Origin of the sequence: Pseudomonas sp. SIMBA_068 (assembly GCF_046534705.1) — a bacterium.
GTDB classification, from domain to species: domain Bacteria; phylum Pseudomonadota; class Gammaproteobacteria; order Pseudomonadales; family Pseudomonadaceae; genus Aquipseudomonas; species Aquipseudomonas putida.
In genome coordinates this window covers 1-251 of sequence record NZ_JAWRYI010001156.1, presented here as the reverse complement: position 1 = coordinate 251, position 251 = coordinate 1, and the positions used below count along the sequence as shown (strand labels likewise).

The following is a 251-nucleotide window of genomic DNA, read 5'->3' as shown; positions in this document are numbered from 1 at the left end:
CCGCGCTATCAGCAGTTGCGGGCAGAGATGGCGGACGCCGCTTCTCTGCGGATTGAAAAGCACCGTAGCGACAGCGTCGGGCCACAGGATCTCCGCTTTACCCTGCTCGATGACTATCTGCATGTGGTGGATACCGCCCTCTGGCTGGGCGGGAAACCCTTTCGCCAGGTTCAGGGACGCATCGACACCAACGAACAGGGGCAGATGCTCTATGCCGAGCACCATTTCGCTGTTGAGGGCTTGTCGATTAC

The 251-nt window shown here is 59.8% G+C and carries 1 protein-coding gene; it reads left to right on the top strand.

Going from position 1 to position 251, the window contains the following annotated elements:
* On the top strand, positions 1 to 251 hold a 251-nt coding region (locus SB756_RS33150; protein ID WP_410913645.1), incomplete at both ends, for a hypothetical protein.